Source organism: Sporosarcina sp. P3, assembly GCF_002743415.1.
Taxonomy (GTDB): Bacteria; Bacillota; Bacilli; order Bacillales_A; family Planococcaceae; genus Sporosarcina; species Sporosarcina ureae_A.
In genome coordinates, this window is record NZ_PDZE01000017.1 from 1 (window position 1) to 19,526 (window position 19,526).

The window sequence follows — 19,526 nt, forward strand, 5'->3', positions numbered from 1 at the left end:
ACGCGTTGTGGCTTGCCGTCACTTACCAGCTCCTCTGTTTGAAGTGCTGGTATCCAATATCTCCGAAACACGTCACCCATCGGTGTTCCTGCATCTGTTTGAGTTAGTAACTGGTTATCTTCTGGTGTTAACATATGAATATGCCCTCCCTACTTACTATTTTTTCTTATGCCAATTCTGCTTGCATAATCTGTTCAATTTTTCCGCGGAAAAAGAGCAATGGCTCAGCTGTAGCATCATAGGAAGCATTTTTCACGTAACCTGTCACAATATAATGATCTCCGCCTTCAATAACTTCCGCTACATTACACTCAATTGTAGCTAGATTGCCATTTAGTAAGGGAACTCTATCTTCCGATAATGTATACGATGCACCAACGAATTTGTCATCAGCTCTTTTTGCAAATCTCCAGCATTCTTCTTCCTGTTCTTTTTGTAGTATGTTAATGGCAAAAGGAATATCTTTTTTTAATGTTTGCAAACTGCTAGACTTTTTATCAATACAAACCAATACTAAAGGTGGATCTAATGATACCGACGAAAATGCATTCGCTGTTAGCCCAATTTTTTCACCTTTATCAGTAGTTGTAGTTATTACTGTGACACCTGTTGCAAAATTCCCAAGTGTATTTCGAAATTCTCTTGAATCCATATTAATTCCTCCTCTAATTTAAAAAACCTTTATCTTTCCAAGTAACAGGAAAATTTGTAGTGCCATTTGAATCTCAAAGCGGCTATTGGAATTTGAGAGTTCTACAGAAAGTAATTCCTCTATTCTCAATATTCTGTATCGCATTCCACTAATCGAAATTGACATTTCACGTGCAGTTTTATGCAAATTAAACTCATTTTGTGAGTAATAAAACAGCGTTTCTAATAGCTCAGAATTCTTTTTGTTATCGTATTCAATGATTTCTTTTAATTTCAATGTGGCAAAGAGTTCCAATTCCTTTGGTTCTCTAGCATTTAAAAATAATGTTAAATTACCTAATTCACTTGATAAAATAACTCCTGAATCTCTTGACCGAAATTTTGCTAATTCGACAGCTTTCTTGGCTTCTTTAGCTCGATTATTAAAATCAGTAATCTTTTCTGTTTTGTCACTTATGCCAATGCAAATTTGTTTTTCTTGGACATCGATGTTTTTTAATAACCGCTCACCAAATTCTTGTATAGTCACTTTTTCATTTTCCAAAAATTGTTGTGGAACAATTGTCTGCACAGTATTCAATTTGGTTAGGACAGGCACATTCGACGTATACTTATTCTCATTTTGAAACAAGTTTGTTAGCTGCCGCCTAATTCTTAAATAGTCATAATTCAAATTATCTTCTTCATTTATCATTCGATCATTTATTTCAATGTAAATGATGTAATGGGGTTGTTTAAGGTCATAACCAAGGTAAGAAAACCTATTAAAAACATCCCCAACATCTGTACTTTTTCCATTTAATAATTGCTCAAGTAGTTCCCCTTTGAGTCGTTGTTCTGTTTCAATTGCAACCCGTTGGTTTTGCATATACAAAGCAACCACAACTGCTACCCGTTCTAGTAAATCTATGTGATAATTATCACTTTTTTTGTTTAATGCAATTGTAATAAATCCATAAATCTTATTTTCAAGTATGATTGGCGTAGTCAATAATTTAAATGTTTTATCTTTGAGTTCCGTTTCAACGAACTCAGGAATGCTTTCATTACTCTCATCCCAGAAATTCCTCGCTGACATATTCTTTTCCATACCAGGATTATCACCGTTTTTTCCAAGAACTTCATAATTCATATTTTCGATCAAAACTGGGCAATGTAAACTCTTTCCGAGAATCTCAGCAAATTCTGTGAATCCGCCTCCCTGAAGCATTACCTTTGTTAAATTACGGCTTAACGAGTAACCCGTTTCGAGTCTTTCTTTCTGACGTTCTACTTTTCGATACATTTGATCAAGTTCACCTGACATATCTTCGTCTTCGTAGTATAGAAGTTCTTCAGAGATTTCATCTCCCCATTCTTCTACTGTTTTCCCAATATAGCTGCAGTGGTCATCTCCCTTGCCCTTACATTTTACTTCTTTAAAAATAATTCTCTTTCCTAAACACTCACTTGTATAACCACTTGCATAGCCAATTAAGAAATAACAAATGGGTTCTACATGCATCGGAAAATGTTCTAAATGTTGTTTGACTTCCGAGGAATCAATCCAGTATCCACAAACATTGAATTGGCCTTTCTCTATGTCTACATTGAACTTATCAGGATAGGATAGAGATCGTCCTGTTAAATCATGCATCTTAGAACCTGCAATCAGCCATTCCAAATCATTTTCCCACTTAATTTTTTCTTTCAATATACGTGCTTCATGCATTCCAGATCGATAAGCATATCTCAATATAAATCTTTTAGCCCTCTGGATTCCCAACGCATTGATTAAGTCTGCGCGAAGTACTGCCCAGCCGTCCATACTCGTTAATCCAAAGTTCAAATCCTGAAGACCTTCACCCAGCTTTGTCGAGATAGTTAGTAAATCATTAAGAGTAAGTTCACTAGCTTTAAGCTTCAAATTAATCATCCTCACAAAGTCTTTCAGGTAAATGTCGTTCAGCAAAATTGGAGAGACTATCCTTTACGCCTTTTTTACCAAATTGTAAAAAAAGTTTTTTTTCATTGTAAAATCCTTGTGTAAGCAAATAGCGTAAATAGTTATCCATTGCCCGACGTCGTGAAACGATATCTTTCATTCCATATTCAAAGAGCCAACTATCAATCACATTAAATATCCCCCGGTTAATAGAATATCTTTTTGCACACCAGTCAAAAAACCTCCTATCTGGCAAATGAAAGAGATCTTCCATTTGTTCTTGCGAAGGGAATACACTCATTTCTATTGCATACATATTTGACCCTCCTTTAATTTACTAACCGCGAAAGGTAGTTTGCATGGGAAGAAACTGTTCATCCCATGCAAATTTATCCATCATTGAATTCTTTTCATAAAATGTCAATAATGTATATTGAAAGCTTATACTTTTTCTACTTTATCGTTATCTTTAACTGTGTACAAAGCTTGGTTGTAATTATACTTTGATGTATGTCTACATTGCCGCATGACAGCGCTTTCAAATGACAATTAAGAATTTCCAATGCTTGGTTTATAATTTCATAACACAATCGACTAATATCTTTTAAATAGTGTTTTCAATTTAAGTAGTTGACCCTCTTAGAATTCTCAGCGTAAAGTATGCTGGTAGAAGGTTAAAGTATGAAAAAATCAAAACTATTTCATACTCTTTTGCTCCCCTTCAACTATACAGACCTATTGCTCTTTACGCATAACAAAGTCCAATGAAGCTTCGTAATGGTTGCCTTTTTTCTCAAAATTTGTAAGAAGATCTAAGCGCACGCCATCTGCTACGTCATTTTCAAGCCATTTATCATCATCTGGGAAGACTTGTGTAATAAGCGTTTCGTGCCCATCCGCTTTAAACATTAAATGAAGGTGTGCAGGACGCATTGGTTGTTTGTCTGTGTACTCTAAAAATTCCCCTGTTGGACCACTTGTTGGAATTGGATAAGGAGTTGGTAGAATCGTCTTTACTTCAAAATCACCGTTCTCGTCTGTATAGAAGTGACCTCTTAGGTTATATCTAGGGGCTACTGAGTCAAATGCTGAATAAGTTGCATCTGCATCATTTTGCCACATTTCAACTTTTATATTACCAAGTGCATGACCGTCAACACTACTTACATTCCCCTTAAAGTACAAGACTTCTCCTGCTTCATCAGGACGTTGTGTCAAAACAAGCGGCTCGCCAGCTACCGCTTCTAACAGTGGAGATCCTTCAATAAAGTATGGCCCTAGAAGTGAAGGTTGGGTTCCAGGCATCTCTGTATACATCGAACGCAATAGGTGTGTTTCTAGGAACACGTCTGCAAAAAGTGGAAGTTCACCTGTACGTCCTAACCTATCAGCCCAGTTCACGAAATTTGTATATTCTTCGTGATTTAGTTTCGCTTCTTCCAAAAAGCTTTGGATATGCTTTATAAATAAGTCAAAAACCTCCACTACACGTTCATTCTTTTTAATCGCTTCTTTTTGCATGATTAAATTCCCCCTAATTATTATTCAGTCTAACTTCTTCAATTGACTATTTCCTAAAAATATTCATTACAAGTAATAAGTCTTTAGAGAAGTTAGAATATTTAATCTACAATTACATCTTATTCTAACTGAAAAACAAAATCAATACACGAATAGGTCTAACTATATCCATTATTCAGACCCTTTAGTGTTGAGTTTTTCATTGAATACAGTAACTAAATATTTATTATCTATAGATTTTGTTAATTCGACTTGCAGCTGATTCACTTTTATCACACGAAAAATTGCTTACACTGAAAGGTCGTACTTCAGCATAAGCAATTTCGAATTAGCTATGGTTAAATTTTTATTAGCTCTTTTGATAGTTTTCCAAACTTGCCAGCGAAATAAGTTAAGGCATCCCCTTCATTACTTACGAAATTCTGTACTTCTCCCACAAACAACACATGATCGCCGCCATCATATTCTTGCCACGGTTTGCATTCAATATAAGCAAGTGACTCTTCAAGACGAGGAGCATGTTCGCCTTCAATCCAGTTAAAAGGGGCAACTTCTTTCGGTCGTCCTGCAAAATGCATTGCGACATCCTCTTGAGAAGAGTTTAAAATATTAACGGTAAACGCGTTATTTTTCATATGTTCAAATGCTTTTGTTTTACGGTCTACTGACACCAATACAAGAGGCGGATCTAGTGAGACAGAAGTAAATGAGTTCGCTGTTAAGCCATGAGATCCATTTTCTGTTTTACACGTCACAACGGTTACGCCAGTTGCAAATTTCCCCATGCAGTTTCTAAATTCTTTAACATCCATTTATATACCCCCTATGATAATTTTATTGTGCGTTAGTTAAAGCGTATGGCTTCCTACCCAATAAATAATAAGCTTGTTCTGTTTTTTGTTGTCTGAAAAGCTCACGGATTCGTGTTGACGAAATAACCTCACCTTTAGAACACGTAACTACAGGATGTTGAAATGCATTAAAATGTTTAGTTAAATCTTTAATCGAACCGCTTTTCCCACTTCCAAAGTGAAAGCCAGGACCAACCCATATTTCTTTTGGATTTATTTTACTTAATTCATCGATAAAATCTCGCACACTTTTTGACGCGTATACCTGATCAAACGAAGCGAAAACGGTATAGGAGACACCTAACTCTTCAAGAAACTTTTTCTTTTCAGGTAGTGAAGTCAGCATGGATTGATTTTGAAAATAAACTTTAGGTGGGGGATCAAATGTGTACACAACTAGTGGTACATCATAATAATCCGCTTGTGCCTTAGCTTGACTAATTAAAGCTTGATGTCCTCTATGAATCCCGTCAAATGCACCAATCGTCACAATAGATTGATTCAATTCTAATTGATTGTTTTTAAAACAAATCATAATAGTCGCCTCACTTTCTCAGTTGTATAAAGAGAGAAGAATAAAACCCTTCTGCTCTTGAATTTCACTTATATAGTGCGCATGACAAAGTCCAGAGAGGAGACTTTATGTCCATCTTTTTCTTCGAGCTTTGTCATTAAGTCTAAGCGAACGCCGTCTGCTACATCTGTTTCCAACCATTCATCGCCTTCGAAAAACACTTGGGTAATTAGTGTTTCATGACCTTCTGCTTCAAACATTAAATGTAAGTGTGCAGGTCTCATTGGATGTTGATCCGTATAGTCTAAAAACTCTCCTGTCGGTCCATCAGTCGGAATTGAATACGGAAGAGGCACTATGGTTTTAACTTCAAAATCTCCATTTTCATCCGTGTAAAAATGTCCTCTAAAATTATACTTTGGTGCATCCGAATCAAATGATGAATACTTACCAGAAGCATCGTTTTGCCACATTTCTACTCTAACTTTCTCAAGTGGTTCACCATTTGTATTACTAACATTTCCACTAAAGTACATGACATCTCCAGCTTCATTAGGTCGTTGGGTCAATACAAGCGGTTGTCCTGGCTTAGCTTCGATGAGAGGCGTTCCTTCCACGAAATAGGGTCCTAATAGCGAAGGCTGAGTTCCAGGCTTATCTGTATACATCGCTCTTAATACGTGACTTTCTAAGAATACGTCTGCATAAAGTGGTAATTCTCCAGCACGCCCTAAACGATCTGCCCAATCCACAAAGTTTGTATACTCTTCATGATTTAAGTTTGCTTCTTTTAAAAAGTTTTGTACATGCGATATGAATAAATTAAATACCTCTTCTACACGTTCATTTTTCTTTGATAGTTGTTTTACCATTATAAATTCCTCCCTTTTTACGTTTCATGTTTTCAAAAGACTTACTTTTTTCCATATACATGTACATCATCGTTATTAACCCACGTTGGATTGACCCAACCATCTAAATCGTAATCATCCATACACTCTTGTACAAAGTCTTCAAATTTCTGCGCTCGGCCACTAGCTTTCGCTGTTACTAAGTTTTCCAATCGAATATTTTCGTTGTTACCAGAATAATTTCTTTCATACAACTCGTGACGACCACCATATTCAGTTCCAATTGCATCCCAAAGTAACTTAATCACTTTGATTTTCTCTTCAGCCTCTATACCATTTGATCCACGGTATAATTTATCAATAATAGGACGCAGTTCAGTATTCTTGAAATCAGCAGCACTAGATGGCTGTACAATTAAACTTCCCGCAACAACTTTCTCTACAATATTTTTCACATGTGACCAACCGTCAGACATGAATACTCGATATGCCAACCCATATTCTAGATTGGGTAAAACAGTATTGTTAGCTCCTTTTTCAGGATTCAATGCCATGGCATCACTCATTGCCCAAAACATGTTACGATATGCAATGACTTCACCGATTTGGGCTTGAACACCGCGGAATGAATCCGTTCCATTCCCACGTAACGCCTTAATGAGTAGACCAGAAATGAAGTCTAATTTAACAGCGAATCTTGTTACACCGTGGAAAGTTAAACGGTGGAGGAACCCACTCTCAGCAAAAAATGTATTCGCTTTTTCAATATCTTTGTAAACTAATACATTCTCCCATGGTATGAGAGCGTTCTCAAAAACTAGGACGGAATCATTTTCATCGAAACGGCTACTAAGTGGATAGTCAAAAGGACTTCCTGTGACAGCTGCGTTCATTTCATAAGATGCTCGACAGACTAGTTTAATACCTGGTGTATTCATATCAGCAACGAAAACAAGCGCATATTCTTCGCTAGGAATTGCTAATGCACCGTAGTGAGCAACGAAGTTATAGTTTGTAAGCGCAGACCCTGTTGCAACCATCTTCGCACCACTTACTAAAATTCCTTCTTCCGTTTCACCTACCGCATGAATAAAGACATCTTTCACTTCATCAATTGGCTTATCCCGGTCAACAGGGGGATTAATAATCGCATGGTTGAAGAACCAGTTCTTCTCTTGAACTTCTTTGTACCACCTTCTAGCATTATCAGCATATTCTCCGTAGTATTCTGGATTTGCACCCAATGTCGCTAAGAACGATGCTTTATAATCCGGTGAGCGTCCCATCTGGCCGTACGACATTTTAGCCCATTCTGCAATCGCATCACGCGTTTTAAACAAATCTTCAGGAGTTTTGTCTGGTACGAAGAAACGTTGTGTATACCCACCATTCCCTGTATCAGTTTCTCTTGTTAATATATCTTTATATTTCGGATCATGTAATGCATCATAAAGGCGAGCGATAGAGCGAGCACTATTTCGGAAACCTGGATGAGTCGTTACATCTTTTACTTTCTCACCATGTAGCCAAATTTCACGATTGTCTCTTAAACTTTCAAGGTATTCTTCACCTGTCATCGGTAGTCTAACTGCTTGTTTTACTGTCATCAATACTCCTCCTTTTAATGTAACCGCTTACTAATCTGAATATTACACCTAGTTTTAAATGTATGTAACTGTAAATAAATAGTGACAAATGATTAACCACTAGCAGTTTTTGCGGGAGTGCATAGATTAACCTTCTAAACAGCGAGTATATTAAAGTGTATAAAATAAAGAGGCTAGGACATAAATAGAAAATCTATTGAAATTAAAAAAGAAGCAAAATTAAAACCGCGTAAAACCAAGGTTCTTTTAACTTGGTTTTACGCGGTTGTTTCTTTTATTGAGTTTTGTCCCAGCTTCTTAAATTTTTTAATTTCCCATTACTTTTAATCCAAAGTATATTCTTGTAGCCAATTGTCCATTAAATCGACCAGATCCTGTTTTCAAATCTATATCACTTAGTGACTCAATCTTTTCAATGCGATAACGTAGACCTGCGATTGATAAATGTAAATCATCAGCTGTTTGTTGAAGATTACCGTTATTATCCAAATAAGATTTTAATGTTATGAGAAGGCTGCCTGAGTTACATTCATCATATTCAACTAGGGTTCCAATTGTATTCATATAAAACTTTAGAAGTTCCTCATGATCCGTACCTTTTAAGAACATCATAATTCCCTCAAGGTCCTTGTAGGTTGCTTGTCTACTACTTACAGGATACGTTAACTGGACAAAATCACATATCCGCTTGGCATCGATATAACTTTCCTTTAACTGATAAATGGAATCTACCAAACGTCCAGAACCAATGTGCACAATAACATCAGGTATATTATTCTTGATTTCATTTATTAAACTAACACAAAAATCTTCAGCATCTTGACTTCTAACTTGGGTAGCTATAATAACGATATAATTATATTTCACAAAAAAATCTAGTGTAGGATATTTATTCATTAAAACGCGTACCACTCTATCTTTCATGCCTTTTGGAATGACTTTAAGCGTGACAATACGATGCGGCCTATTAATATCAAACCCAAAACTTGCAGCTTGTCTATTTAAAGTATTCTCATCTGTAATTTCATTAGTAATCATTTCATCAAAAAAGTCTTCTTTTTTACTCCAGAGTGATTCTGTTATTTTACGTTGATGATACATTTGAATTGTAAAAACCATTAAAGTACGTTTAATAATCATCTGTTCTCTTTGATTCAATTTCTTTTTTCCAATGACCGTTAGATTTCCAAGAACAACTTTGTTGTTTTTTATTAAAAAAGATTCAAAAAACAAACCATTTTGTTGGTTTATAATGACCCCACTAGCTTTCAAATTCATATATGCTAATTGCTCTTCATTACTTACAAAATAAGAAGAGTACACTTCATTGAAATGGTCAATTACAATACTGCGATCAAGTATATTACCAATCGCATACGTTATTTCGTTAATATCTTTATCTTCCAAGAATAACTCTGTCAACTGATTTTGAACTTTCTCAGACTCAATAATATTTTCATTTAGTTGTTCAATTTCAGAATACATATCATCTATTACAGACTGCATAGACTCGCTTTGATAATAGCGTAAGTCTGTTAGATACGCTTCATCACAATGGGCTACGGTTTCAGCAACAAAATAACATTCTGCGTCTCCTTTGCCCCGACAATGTTTCTCATACGCGACTACTTCTTGACCAAATGCACTTGTCAAATATCCACTCGCATAACCAATTAATGTCCAGCAAATGGCTTCGTTTCCTATTTCATTTTCAGCAATGTGATTCGTAAATTCAAATGAATTTTTCCAATATCCTGTAATATATAAATGATCTTCGTTAACTTCTAATATATCAGGCTCTACAGTTACAATTCCCTCTAATGTATGCATGACTGTTCCTGACAGTATTAGTTCCTTCAAGGATTCCCATTCATATTTTTCTTTAATAGATTCAGCAGCCCGTTTGCCGCAAGCCCAGCCGTAGCGCATCAAAAAACCTTTTGCACGTTCTTTACCTAGCGTATTTATTAAGTCACTACGTAATATTCCCAATGCCTCTACAGAAATTAACCCCATTCTTTTGTCGTGAAGTTTAATGATTCCTGTACGCGGATTAATATCAATTAAGTTTTGCAACAGCAAGCTATTAGCTTTCATCAATATATTTCCCTCACTTCATAACTTTTTAATTTCCATAAAGATTTTATACACTACTTATTAATACAGAAAAACACCGTTTGTAATCGCTTTCAACAGATTCTATAAAAAACCCTCTTTTATCATTAAGAAAAAATGATGATGTATTATTTTAATACATCACCATTTTTCACCAATCATTTGACATTTTCAACTACAACGGAAATTCCTTGACCTACACCGATACACATAGAAGCCAACCCTAGCTTCGCCTCTCTTTTTTTCATCTCATAAATAAGTGTAGTTAAAATACGCGTTCCACTAGCACCAAGTGGATGACCTAATGCAATCGCACCACCATTTACATTTACTTTTTCAATGTCTAAGTCAAGCTGTTTCACACATTCCAACGATTGGGAGGCGAACGCTTCATTAATCTCCACCAAATCAAAGTCAGAGGCAGATAGATCATATTTTTTCATTACTTTTTTCGTCGAGTTAATCGGACCAAGTCCCATCATAGAAGGAGCCAATCCAGCAGTAGCTGAGCCTACGAATTTAACTAGTGGCGTTACATTTAATTCCTTGGCCAATGCTGCACTCATTAACATAACACCTGAAGCACCGTCATTTATACCACTAGCATTTCCTGCCGTAACAGTCCCATCATTGAATAATGGGCGTAATGTGCTTAATTTTTCTATTGTTGTATCAGCGCGTGGATGTTCATCCGTGTCTATTATTGTTTCTACACCTTTACGATCCTTAATCGTTACTGGAATGATTTCATCTTTAAAACGACCTGACTCCATCGCTTTCTTTGTCAGCTGTTGACTACGATAAGCGAAAGCATCCTGGTCTTGTCGTGAAATATTGCATTGCACTGCAACGTTTTCTGCAGTTTGCGGCATGGTTTCCGTACCATACATACGGTCTAGTTCAGGATTTTTAAATCGCCAGCCCATCGTTGTATCTACTAAACCGATATCTCCACGAGGATAATCCGTTTCGGGCTTCCCCATGACAAAAGGAGCCCTTGTCATACTTTCAGTCCCGCCAGCAATAATAACATCACATTCACCCGATAGGATAGAGCGAGCGCCTAAACTTACAGCATCTAAGCTGGAACCACATAGACGGTTTACAGTCGTACCACTGACTGTTTCAGGTAATCCAGCTAGTAGTAAAGACATCCTAGCGACATTTCGATTATCTTCTCCAGCACCGTTAGCATTGCCTATCATCACATCATCAATAAGCTCAGGGGAAACTTCAGGATTCCGTTCGACTAATGCTTTAATAACAATAGCCGCTAAATCATCTGGACGGACAGACTTGAATTGTCCTTTATATCTACCGATAGGCGTCCGAACCGCATCTACTATAACTACTTCGCGTTTCATACCTTCCCCTCCTGTAATAATTCATTACTGATAGTATAAAACGCAGTTGTATTAGCTTGCACATCTTCTATTGTGCTATCTCCCATTAACTCAACTAGTTCATAATTCTCGCCTTGCCATTTGAATACTGCTAAGTCAGTAATAATTGTCTCCGCTACACGTTCGGATGTGATCGGGAAAGTACATTCATCTACAAGTTTGGGTCTTCCATCATTCGCCACATGATTCGTAGTGATAATGATCTTTTTTGCGCCTTCAAGTAAATCCATTGCACCACCCACGCCAATAATATCTTTTCCTGGAATTGCCCAGTTCGCGATTCTTCCCTTCGAGTCAATTTGCAAAGCACCAAGAATTGCAACATCAATATGCCCTCCCCGAATCATCGCAAAAGAATCTGCACTACTGAAATACGAAGCTCCTTGGGCTTCACCAACAGGAAGTTTTCCAGCATTGACTATAAGCGGATCTATATCTTCTTCCTCGACAGATGTAACACCTAACAGTCCATTTTCTGTATGTAAAGTGTATAATCCATCATCAATGTAATTAGCAACTAATGTTGGAATTCCTATTCCTAAATTAACAAATGAATAAGGTTCAAGTTCGTCTGCGGCACGTTTTGCAATTAGTTCCCTATTATTCCTCAATACTCTTCACCCCATCTTTTGTTAATATCCATTCACTTTTCACAATCGCATCTACAAACAAATGCGGTGTAGCTATTTCATCTGGAGCCAGTTCTCCTACTTCAACGACTTCATCGACTTCTGCGATAACGTAGTTTGCCGCAGTCGCCATATTAGGGTTGAAATTTCGAGCGGTTTTATAATAAACTAAATTACCTAATCGATCTGCTTTCCATGCTTTAATAATCGCTACATCTGCTTTCAACCCTTCTTGTAACAGATAGGTTTCGCCATTAATTTCTTTCGTTTCTTTTCCTCTTGCTAAATCAGTACCCACAGCTGTTTTCGTGTAAAAACCACCGATACCTGCTCCTCCTGATCTAATCGCTTCAGATAATGTTCCCTGTGGTAATAGCTCAATCTCAAGTTTTCCTTCATTATAATACTTTGCCACATCACGATTGCTTGTAAAATACGATCCAATCGCTTTCTTTATTTTTCCTTGTCTCAGCAAAATACCTAGACCTTCACCAGCTTCGCCGACATTATTACTAATGACCGTTAATCCAGAGATGTCATGTCTAGTTAAATGTTCAATGATGGATAGAGGACTGCCAACTAATCCAAATCCACCAACCATCAAAGTATGGTTAGATTTAATCTCTTTCAGGGCCTCTTCAATGGAAAACTGCTTATCTAAATACATCTCTTCACCTCTTTATTATTTTCAAGTAAAGCTAGTATAGACATCTCGACCTCTGGCTGCCGTTCGAACATAAGTGTGTAGTGATTTGCCGGCACTTCAATGCTTGTTAAGCTGTTCGCTGTCTCTATTGTTTCGTTATATGTTTCTTTAGTAAATAGTGAATCTTTCTGTCCCAACCTGCCATATGCAATGACAAGCAAAATCGGACATGTAACCCTTTGGAAAATTTCTCTTGGTTGGAAATCATAAAAACTAGTAAAGTCTTTTTCCATAGCTGTTGCTTCCGATTTATGACGATAACCATTTTTGGTTTTTTTCACTTCATACCGTGTAATTTCTTCGACAGCCTCATCCCACTGAACATCGAGAGAATCATAAATGGCTTTCGTTTGCTCCACGTAGTCATCTTCTGATTCATATACCTTTTCCAATCGGCTAAGCGATGGAACGATTAATGCGCGTTGACGTTCTTCAGTAGTTCCCGCACCATCTAGTAAAATTAATGCCGCCACGTCTATTTCACTAGCCACCTGAGCACAAATGTAAGCCCCCATTGAATAGCCCATTAAAATTGGTTTTTCAATTTCATACTTTTTAATGAATGCTTTTAGATCTTCAGCATGTCGAAACAGAGAAGTTTGTCCATCAGCGGGACTACTATTGCCCCTCCCGCGTAAGTCATAACTAATAAACCGATAATCTTTTTCTAGCAATCGTCTATAATGATAAAATGTCTTATGATTACCCGTTAGCCCATGAATCGCAATAATGGTCTCCTTTTTTTTAGGATTATCACATACTGCAAGCTTTATGTTTTCATGAATTTCAACTTCTTTTAACATCATTGAATCCTCCTCTTAATCCACTTGATAAACAGAATATTTAACACCTGTAGGTAAACGTTGACCTGTTGAGATAAAGATTCTTTTATTCATCCAATCATATTTTTTAGAGGCAGTTTCAAATATTGGATTTGTACGGAAATAATACTCGTCTACAGTCACTTCTTCGTTACGATCAAGACGTTCCAACACTTCTTTAGGTCCTGTTCGAATACCACGATAAGACATCATGATTAATTCTTTATCGTCTGTTTCTAGTAGAATGCGCACATCTTGGATAATTGTTCCGTCTTCTCTAACTGTAATCCAATCATCACCGCCTGGAACGACTTTTCCCTTAATGTCACTACCGTCAAAATGGCCACCTTCTACTCGAATAATTCGTCTTGTGCCAATTGGGGTAGTTCCAGGTAAATGGGCTTTCTCTACAACTAACTCTAAATCAAATAAGAAAGTAAGCTGTGGTGCTTTAAAATACGCCATTTGTAACTCTCTCCTTTTTTCTTCTGTATTTTTCTATTTTCATTTCATCTAACTCAACACCTAAACCTGCTCCTGAAGGAATAATTACTTTACCTTCTTTAAATTCCAGCGGATTTTTAACTAAATCATCGGCAAGCCATGGTGGTCCAAACGATTCACAGCCGTATGATAAATTGCGTATTGTACCGAATGCATGAATACTTGCCGCTGAACCGATCGAACTCTCTAGAGATGTACCACCAAAACAAGCTAATCCCGCAGATTCTGCGATAGCAGCAATCTTTAAGGTATTTCGCATACCACCTGATTTATGAATTTTAAGAGAGAATATATCAGCTGCTTTTTCCTGGACAAGTCTTTGCGCATCCTGGATTGTTGCGACACTTTCATCTGCCATAACCGGTACCTTTTTCATGCTTACAAGTTTTGCTGCACCATCAAAATCGAGTGGTGAAAGTGGTTGTTCTAAAAAATCGACACCTGCATCATTCAAGTGTTCCATCCAACGAACAGCTGTTAACTTATCCCATGAACCGTTTGGATCAATACCAATTGATGAGATGCCATGTAGACCTTCGGCAATTTTAATTGCTCGCTTAGCATCATCTACTGGTTGATATTTACCCGCTTTGATTTTGAAGTCTCTGTATTGTTTACTGCTAACCAGTTCTTTTGCTTCTGCTATATCATCATCCGCATCACCTGTTGCAAGTGCCCATTTCACATCAATCGCATCTTGGTATAACCCACCCAATAGTTGATGAACAGGCGCGTTATATATTTTACCGACTACGTCGAAAAGTGCCATTTCAACTGTTGCTTTCGCAAATGGATTTGCACGTACATGCCGGTCAAATAATTGTAGTAATTGCTCAATATTTCTAGGATCTTGATTAATTAGCAACGGTTTTAAATAACGCTCAATGACAAGTTGCATCGTTTCCACGCTTTCACCGTTCCACCAAATCCCCGGCGTTGTTCCTTCTCCAATACCAATAAGCCCATTTTCTAATTCTACTTGTATTACTACAAAACTTTTCGTTGATACAATCTCAGTTGAAAATTGATGAGGTCTTTTAATCGGTACATCTACAATTACTGAACGGATTTGCTTAATCATAGTTTTCATTTTATATTCTCCTTTAATAAATATACTGTTGCCAAATTGCATTTTAAATTGTACGATAGTCGTACATAAACAATCGATATCGTACAAGATAATATAATCATGAAAGTAGGCAGAATGTCAATGAAGAATTCTAATAATTCTATTAAAGATGCAGATTTTATCCAGTCATTAGAACGTGGATTACTAATTATTCAAGCTTTTTCGAATGAAAATCAAACACTTACAGTAAGTGAAGCTGCAAAAATTACAAACTTAAGTAGGCCTACTGTGCGCAGAATCTTTCTCACGCTAGAAAGTTTGGGGTATGCAGAATCTACTGATGGACATTACTCCTTAACCGCTCGCGTATTATCTCTTGGTTATGCCTATATATCCTCTAAAAACATATGGGATATCGCACATCCTCATATGCGAGATCTCGTTGAACAAACTGGTGAATCTACATCTATCTCCGTATTAAACGGAAAGGAAATTGTCTATGTTGCCAGAATTCCTACGAAACGAATTATGATGATTGCTTTGGATGTCGGTTCAAGATTACCTGCATATGCAACTTCAATGGGACAAGTATTGCTCGCCAACTTATCTCCATCTGAACTGGAAAATTATTTTACTGATGCAGACTTTACAGCATTCACAGATAGAACAGTTAGTAGTAAATTAGAATTGACCGAAAGACTTACACAGATTAAGAACGATGGATGGGCCTTTGTTGAACAACAGCTAGAAGAAGGCCTTAGTTCATTAGCTGCCCCCATTCGAAATAATGAAGGCAAAGTAGTTGCAGCTATCAATATTTCTTCACATGCAAATCGTATTAACAGAGAAATGGTGAATGATAAATTTCTTCCACTGTTATTAACAACTGCTGAAAAAATCAGTACCGACCTTTCGAAATCCCATCGTATTGTGCGACTGTAAAAAGATCCGCTTGGTTCACATGACCAAGTGGATCTTTTTACAGTCGCATTAGTATGGATGCTGTTCGGGATGACGTGCATGAAAATCTCACCCTAATGAATGGGCTTGGCCGCAAATTGTTCTGTTTGAACCATATATAGATGATGTATCATCATTGGGAAGATATTATTCTTCACGTGATATTGACAACTAAATTAATAATGTGTATGGTAATGTGTATCAAATGACTCTAATTTCCCACTATTAGAAGAATTTCTTTAATTAAATACCTAGTAATCTAATTTGTTTAATTAAAAAAGGTGGTGTTATGAATATAAATTAATTTGAAATGACCTTGTAATTGGACATAAAAGAAGTGATTAAAAATTTACTTACTTCAATTTATGTGCAAAGAGAACACACGGAAGAGTTAAAGTGTTAAGAATTGTAGATGATACGTCCTCCACAATAATAATGAAAAGGATGAATTTTGATGAAAAAGTATATTATGCAGCTTATGCTCGTTGTTTCACTAATTTTTGTATTAGCAGCTTGTGGGAATGATGAAGGTGCATCTGAAGGCAATGAAATAGAAACAGGAAAAAATTACGAACTAAGATTAGGGACTGTCATTAGTGAACCCCATCCTTGGGCAGACATGGCAGAATACTTCGCTGAAGAAGTTGAGAAGCAAACAGACGGTCATGTTAAAGTTTCAATTCATGCAAATGGGTCGTTAGGAAACGATGAAACTATTATAGAAGAATTACGAATGGGGACAGTCGATTTTATCATTGGGGGCGCTCAAAATGCAGCGGCATTTGTTCCTCAGTATCAAGTCTTTGGAATCAGTTACTTGTTCGAGGACATGGATCACTTCGAGAAAGCGATCAGTAATGACGGTCCTGTATACGATTACTTGAAAACAGAATATGAAACTAGAAATTTAGACATGAAACTATTGTCTTTAGCAGGCGGTGGAACGCGATACTTATCGAATAATAAAGGAGAAATCGCAACTCCAGAAGATTTAGACGGTATAAAAATGCGCATTCCAAGCTCACCGATTGAAAGTGAAATTTGGTCAGCACTAGGTGCGTTGCCTACATCACTTGCGTGGAATGAATTGTACTCAGCCGTTCAAACAGGTGTGGTTAATGCATTTGAAAGTACGTTGAGTGGCTATACAGGTAGTAAACTATACGAGGTAGCACCATACGTTAGTTTAACAGAACACCTCTATATGGCTTCACACTTCTCAATGAGTGAAGCAACTTATAATAAGTTACCGGCAGAGTATAACGAAATCATTGAAAAAGTAGCTATTGAGGCCGGAATATTAGGTACCGAACGTGGAATTGAAATGGATAAACAATTACTAGAGGAATTACCTAGTTTAAAAGTAACGACGACAGAAGTTGATAAACAAGCATTTATTGATATATTAACACCACTACACGACAAATTAGCTAAAGACTCTGAAGCCACTGATTTACTAGAAATTATAAGAGAGTTAAAAGACTGACCGATTTAATTATTTGTTTTGTCAGTGCGATCGTCTAGATTACAAACTGACAAAACGAATAACTAATTAGCAAGATTATTGTATTTATCAAAGGAGTTTTTATCGTGCTGTTTAAATTTAACAACTTAGTCGAAAAAATTCTAACTTTTGTTTCTGTACTATTATTAGCTACCTTTATTATCGTTGTATTTGTGAAGGTTATTGCAAGAAATTATTTCGATATTCCGATGGTTTGGGCAGATGAATTTTCGTTACTATGTTTTATGTGGACTGTATTTTTAGGTGCAGCCATTGCACTTCGACATAAGAAACACTTTATCGTCGACTTAGCACCTTCTAAACTGAAATTAAATTTAGGTTTCGATATTTTATCTCACTTCATCGTCCTTTCACTCATCTACGTAATGATTGTTTATGGTTATAATTTTACTCTATCCGGTCTATCCCGGGCATCTAATTCATTACCATTTACTTTGTCTTACTTCTTTGCGACGATTCCAGTCTCTGGCGTCGCGATGTTGTTATTTACAATCGAATTAATTATTACAGATACAAAAAGGTTTTTGAAATTAACTAGTAAAGAGGTGTATGTTGATTGAATCCACTCATTTTACTCCTCATCGTGTTCTTTGGTTTGATTTTCATACGCGTACCAATCGCATTCGCTTTAGGCATTTCCTCTATGGTCACAATCGTGTATATTGATTTACCATTTACGAGTGTTATCAATCACCTGTTTGCGAGTATTAACTCTTTTACACTTCTAGCCGTACCCTTTTTCCTTCTATTAGGTAGTTTGATGAATGATGGGGGGATTACAAATCGGTTGATCCATTTTTCGAGAACACTCGTCGGTCATATTAGAGGTGGTCTGGGCCACATCAATATATTGGTTAGTATGATTATGGCAGGACTATCTGGATCAGCTGCAGCGGATACAGCAGCCGTTGGATCGACATTAATTCCAGCAATGGTAAAAGAAAAATATGATGCAGGCTTTACAGTAGCGATAACCGCTGCTTCCTCCACATTAGGCGTCATCATTCCGCCTAGTATTATGATGGTAGTGTACGGTGCAATGGCTCAAGTTTCAATCGGGAAGCTTTTTTTAGCAGGTATTGTACCTGGTATTTTAATTGGTTTAGTGCAAATGAGCTATACATACTATATGGCTGTTAAACATAATTACCCTGCTTATCCGAGAGCGCCGATAAAAGAAGTACGGACATCTTTTAAACAAGCTTTCGCTACGTTATTATTACCAGTCATTATTTTAGGCGGAATTGTAGGTGGAATTTTCACACCGACTGAAGCTGCCGTTATCGCTGTATTTTATGCCTTGATCCTCATGTTTTTTTACAAATCCTTAAAAGTAAGAGAATTACCAAGGATATTAAAGGAGTCAGTCATTATGTATTCCTTGCCCATGTTTGCAATCGCCACTGCGGGTATTATGGGCTGGCTCATCGGTTATTTACACGCACCTGAATTGGTAGCAGATTTTATTACGAATATAACGACGTCCTCTTCGGGTATATATTTAATGATCGTGGCTTTTCTATTGGTAGTGGGAACATTTTTAAGCCCTTTGGAAGCAATCATTATTTTCTTGCCAATTCTTATGAAGTTGGGAGCAATTGCTAATTTAGATCCAGTTCATATGGGGATCATCGTTTGTTTAACGTTAGCAGTTGGGATGGTAACGCCACCTTATGGAATTTGCTTACTCATTGCAACACAAATTGCAGAAATCTCTACACCGCGTGCATTCTTGGCAGTTTTACCTATTATCGGCTTAACTTTAGGCGTCATTTTACTAGGTGTATTTATGCCAAACTTGTTTTTATTTTTGCCTAATTTATTAATGCCCGATTAACAAGGCTCAACGAACAATATTTTGAATTGAGAGGATAG

General features: G+C 36.8%; 19 protein-coding genes. 4 read left to right on the plus strand and 15 right to left on the minus strand.

Features of this window, described 5'->3' with window-relative positions:
* Positions 1-166: 166 nt before the first annotated feature.
* The 15 genes from CSV61_RS15360 to CSV61_RS15430 all read right to left on the minus strand — a co-directional run bounded on the left by CSV61_RS15360 (position 167) and on the right by CSV61_RS15430 (position 15,187).
* The gene (locus CSV61_RS15360; RefSeq protein ID WP_099639940.1) at positions 167-652 is read right to left on the minus strand and encodes a flavin reductase family protein; all 486 of its coding nucleotides are present in this window, start codon (positions 650-652) and stop codon (positions 167-169) included.
* 18 nt (positions 653-670) lie between these two features.
* Positions 671-2,557 (minus strand): XylR N-terminal domain-containing protein, encoded by a 1,887-nt coding sequence (locus CSV61_RS15365; RefSeq protein WP_158233866.1) that lies wholly within the window; start codon positions 2,555-2,557, stop codon positions 671-673.
* Between the two features lies 1 nt (position 2,558).
* Positions 2,559-2,891, minus strand: a complete 333-nt coding sequence (locus CSV61_RS15370) for an RNA-binding protein (protein ID WP_099639942.1) — start codon at positions 2,889-2,891, stop codon at positions 2,559-2,561.
* A 419-nt stretch (positions 2,892-3,310) separates the two neighbouring features.
* Complete coding sequence (locus CSV61_RS15375; protein WP_099639943.1) at positions 3,311-4,096, minus strand: dioxygenase family protein; 786 nt, start codon at positions 4,094-4,096, stop codon at positions 3,311-3,313.
* 338 nt (positions 4,097-4,434) lie between these two features.
* Entirely contained in the window at positions 4,435-4,908 is a 474-nt protein-coding gene (locus tag CSV61_RS15380; protein ID WP_099639944.1) for a flavin reductase family protein, read from the minus strand.
* Positions 4,909-4,930: 22 nt separating this feature from the next.
* Complete coding sequence (locus CSV61_RS15385; RefSeq protein ID WP_099639945.1) at positions 4,931-5,482, minus strand: FAD synthetase family protein; 552 nt, start codon at positions 5,480-5,482, stop codon at positions 4,931-4,933.
* 68 nt (positions 5,483-5,550) lie between these two features.
* Positions 5,551-6,333 carry a dioxygenase family protein gene (locus tag CSV61_RS15390; RefSeq protein WP_099639946.1) on the minus strand — a complete coding sequence of 261 codons (783 nt, stop codon included), beginning with the start codon at positions 6,331-6,333 and terminating at the stop codon, positions 5,551-5,553.
* A 41-nt stretch (positions 6,334-6,374) separates the two neighbouring features.
* Positions 6,375-7,919, minus strand: a complete 1,545-nt coding sequence (locus CSV61_RS15395; protein ID WP_099639947.1) for a 4-hydroxyphenylacetate 3-hydroxylase family protein — start codon at positions 7,917-7,919, stop codon at positions 6,375-6,377.
* A gap of 306 nt (positions 7,920-8,225) precedes the next feature.
* Complete coding sequence (locus CSV61_RS15400; RefSeq protein ID WP_099639948.1) at positions 8,226-10,016, minus strand: XylR N-terminal domain-containing protein; 1,791 nt, start codon at positions 10,014-10,016, stop codon at positions 8,226-8,228.
* 176 nt (positions 10,017-10,192) lie between these two features.
* Positions 10,193-11,398 (minus strand): thiolase family protein, encoded by a 1,206-nt coding sequence (locus CSV61_RS15405; RefSeq protein ID WP_099639949.1) that lies wholly within the window; start codon positions 11,396-11,398, stop codon positions 10,193-10,195.
* Positions 11,395-12,048, minus strand: a complete 654-nt coding sequence (locus CSV61_RS15410) for a 3-oxoacid CoA-transferase subunit B (RefSeq protein ID WP_099639950.1) — start codon at positions 12,046-12,048, stop codon at positions 11,395-11,397. The genes CSV61_RS15405 and CSV61_RS15410 overlap by 4 nt, the downstream gene beginning before the upstream one ends.
* Entirely contained in the window at positions 12,038-12,733 is a 696-nt protein-coding gene (locus tag CSV61_RS15415) for a CoA transferase subunit A (RefSeq protein ID WP_099639951.1), read from the minus strand. Before CSV61_RS15415 ends, CSV61_RS15410 begins: the two co-directional genes overlap by 11 nt.
* Complete coding sequence (locus tag CSV61_RS15420; protein ID WP_158233867.1) at positions 12,724-13,575, minus strand: alpha/beta fold hydrolase; 852 nt, start codon at positions 13,573-13,575, stop codon at positions 12,724-12,726. The genes CSV61_RS15415 and CSV61_RS15420 overlap by 10 nt, the downstream gene beginning before the upstream one ends.
* Positions 13,576-13,590: 15 nt before the next feature.
* Positions 13,591-14,058, minus strand: coding sequence for a DUF3237 domain-containing protein (locus tag CSV61_RS15425; RefSeq protein WP_083034106.1), 468 nt, complete (start codon positions 14,056-14,058; stop codon positions 13,591-13,593).
* Positions 14,045-15,187 carry a muconate/chloromuconate family cycloisomerase gene (locus tag CSV61_RS15430; RefSeq protein ID WP_158233868.1) on the minus strand — a complete coding sequence of 381 codons (1,143 nt, stop codon included), beginning with the start codon at positions 15,185-15,187 and terminating at the stop codon, positions 14,045-14,047. The genes CSV61_RS15425 and CSV61_RS15430 overlap by 14 nt, the downstream gene beginning before the upstream one ends.
* A 120-nt stretch (positions 15,188-15,307) precedes the next feature.
* Here CSV61_RS15430 and CSV61_RS15435 point away from each other — a divergent pair, with 120 nt between their 5' ends.
* From CSV61_RS15435 to CSV61_RS15450, 4 genes are all read left to right on the plus strand, one after another.
* Positions 15,308-16,108 (plus strand): IclR family transcriptional regulator domain-containing protein, encoded by an 801-nt coding sequence (locus CSV61_RS15435; protein ID WP_099639954.1) that lies wholly within the window; start codon positions 15,308-15,310, stop codon positions 16,106-16,108.
* Between the two features lie 472 nt (positions 16,109-16,580).
* A complete protein-coding gene (locus CSV61_RS15440) occupies positions 16,581-17,612 on the plus strand; it encodes a TRAP transporter substrate-binding protein (protein WP_099639955.1) in 1,032 nt (343 codons plus the stop codon).
* Between the two features lie 104 nt (positions 17,613-17,716).
* Positions 17,717-18,211, plus strand: coding sequence for a TRAP transporter small permease (locus CSV61_RS15445; protein ID WP_158233869.1), 495 nt, complete (start codon positions 17,717-17,719; stop codon positions 18,209-18,211).
* Positions 18,208-19,488 carry a TRAP transporter large permease gene (locus CSV61_RS15450; protein WP_099639957.1) on the plus strand — a complete coding sequence of 427 codons (1,281 nt, stop codon included), beginning with the start codon at positions 18,208-18,210 and terminating at the stop codon, positions 19,486-19,488. The genes CSV61_RS15445 and CSV61_RS15450 overlap by 4 nt, the downstream gene beginning before the upstream one ends.
* Positions 19,489-19,526 lie beyond the last annotated feature (38 nt).